This is a genomic window from Mesorhizobium sp. M2A.F.Ca.ET.067.02.1.1 (assembly GCF_004023285.1).
Taxonomy (GTDB): domain Bacteria; phylum Pseudomonadota; class Alphaproteobacteria; order Rhizobiales; family Rhizobiaceae; genus Mesorhizobium.
Genome location: NZ_RZSB01000873.1, coordinates 1 through 2,249 on the forward strand (window position 1 = coordinate 1; position 2,249 = coordinate 2,249).

General features: G+C 66.0%; 2 protein-coding genes. One reads left to right on the plus strand and one right to left on the minus strand.

Annotation, left to right across the window (positions count from 1 at the left end):
• The first annotated feature begins 31 nt into the window (after positions 1–31).
• A complete protein-coding gene (locus EOA28_RS33060) occupies positions 32–997 on the plus strand; it encodes a patatin family protein (RefSeq protein WP_126083781.1) in 966 nt (321 codons plus the stop codon).
• A 384-nt stretch (positions 998–1,381) separates the two neighbouring features.
• Here the strand turns inward: EOA28_RS33060 and EOA28_RS33065 are convergent.
• Positions 1,382–2,249, minus strand: an 868-nt coding sequence (locus EOA28_RS33065; RefSeq protein WP_245501656.1) for a DHHA1 domain-containing protein, incomplete at its 5' end; no start/stop codon positions are given.

Here is a 2,249-nt window from a genome sequence, read left to right on the forward strand (position 1 = left end):
GTAGAAGGGATATGGGACAAGGGAGATCATGATGCTCGAATGGGCGTCATTGCGCAGCAAACCTGACCTTCGAGAGGCCAACGGCCCCGCATCGTCCGGCGGCTTGCCAGATCCTAAGTCCGGCAGGAAGACCGGCATCTCGCTGGCGCTCGGCGGCGGCTGCGCGCGCGGCTGGGCCCATATCGGCGTGCTGCGCGCGCTCGACGAAGCCGGCATCGAAGTGTCGATGATCGCCGGCACCTCGGTCGGTGCCCTGGTCGGTGGCTGTTATCTTGCCGGCAAGCTCGACGAGCTGGAGGAGTTCGCCAGAAGCCTGACCAAGCGGCGCATCTTCGGCCTGCTCGACCTCAATCTGCGCGGCAGCGGCCTGTTCGGCGGCATGAAGCTCGACCAGCGCCTGCGTGAGCATCTCGACGGCGCCCGCTTCGACGACCTGTCGAAACCCTTTGTCGCCGTCGCTTCTGAAATCCGCACCGGCCATGAGATCTGGCTGTCGAGCGGCTCGCTCGTCACCGCCATGCGCGCTTCCTATGCGCTGCCCGGCGTCTTCGAGCCGGTGGCCTGCAACGGCCGCATGCTGGTCGACGGCGCGCTGGTCAATCCGGTGCCGGTCTCGGTTTGCCGCGCCTACGAGCAGCCGCTCGTCGTGGCGGTCAACCTGCATTATGACCTCTTTGGGCGCGCCGCCGTCATCAAGCACAGCGCCGGCGAACTGGTCGTCGAGAAAGACGCTCCGCGCCCCGGCCAGGTCAATCCCCAGTCGCACCAGAGCCGCCTCGGCATCACCGGCGTCATGGTCGAGGCCTTCAACATCATCCAGGACCGGATTTCGCGCGCCAGGCTGGCCGGCGATCCGCCGGATATGTCACTGCAGCCGAAACTCAGCCATATCGGCCTGACGGAATTCCATCGCGCCGACGAGGCGATCAGCCTCGGCTACCAGGCGACGATGTCCCAGATCAGCGAATTGACCCGCCTGCAGTCCGTTCTGGTCTGAATTCCGCTACTTCAGTGATTTGGAAAGATTCGAGGCTTGTCGGGCAAGGCTATCAACGTCCGTTGCCGTAGTCAGCGCAAACGTTGGCGATGAGCTGAAGGCTCCTGAACCTCGTCATTCCAGGGCGGAGCAAGGAGCGTAGCGACGCGCGCAGACCCTGGAATCCATGCCGTTACCTGGACCGAAGTGTGCAACGGTGCAGAATTCTGGACCGCCGCGGCGCTTCCAGGTCACGGCGTGGATCCCAGGGTCTCCGCGACGGAGCTGCGCTCCTTGCCGCCCGTGGATGACGACTGCGATAGGCGTCTCGGCCAATCGCCAAGGCATGGGATCTGCCAACGCACACGAACCAACCGATCAAAACGTCTGTGTTAAGGTAGGTCATTAAGCAAGCGCCGCGTCGCTGATGCGAAACTGCACCGTGCGGTTGCCGTTCCAGTAATTGCCCGACAGCGAACCGGCGATATGCACGGTCCTGCCCCTGTTCTTGAACAGGAATTCGCCGAGCGCAGTGTCGACGGCGCGGAAGGCGATCGCCTGGATGTTGCCGCCGCTTTGCGACTGCAGGTCGACGCGAATGTGATTGGTGCCGATCGCGCGCGCGTCGGCCAGCCGGTGGCGCGGCAACACGAAGACCGGCGCGATGTGCCCGGCGCCGAACGGGCCGGCTTTCTCCAGCGCGTCGAGCAGCGCGATCGTGGCGCCCTCGGCGGCCAGCGCGCCGTCGATCGCCAGGCTTTCCTCATTCTGCAGCCGGAAGACATCGGCCGCGGCGCGTTCTTCGAAGAAGGCGCGCAACTCGCCGAGCTTGGCACGCTCGACGGTGATGCCAGCCGCCATCGCATGGCCGCCGCCCTTGACGATCAGCCCGGCAGCCGCCGCCTCGCGCACCAGCCGGCCAAGGTCGAAGCCGGTCACCGAACGGCCGGAGCCCGTGCCGATGCCGGTCGAATTGAAGGCGATGGCAAAGGCCGGCCTGCGCGCATAATCCTTGAGCCGCGAAGCGATCAGCCCGACGATGCCCGGATGCCAGCTGTTGCTGGCGGTGACGATGACCGCCGGACCGTTGCCGCCGGCAAGCTCGGCATCGGCCTCGGCGCGCGCCTGCGCCAGCATCTCCTGCTCCATCTGCTGCCGTTCCTGGTTCAGCCGGTCGAGCGTCTCGGCGATGCTTGCCGCCTCGACGGGATCGTCGGTGGCCAAGAGCCGGCTGCCGAGCGCCGCGTCGCCGATGCGGCCGCCGGCATTGATG

Coding starts and splice junctions, on each gene's coding strand:
- EOA28_RS33060 (WP_126083781.1), top strand. CDS start 32: ATGCTCGAATGGGCGTCATTGCGCAGCAAACCTGACCTTCGAGAGGCC.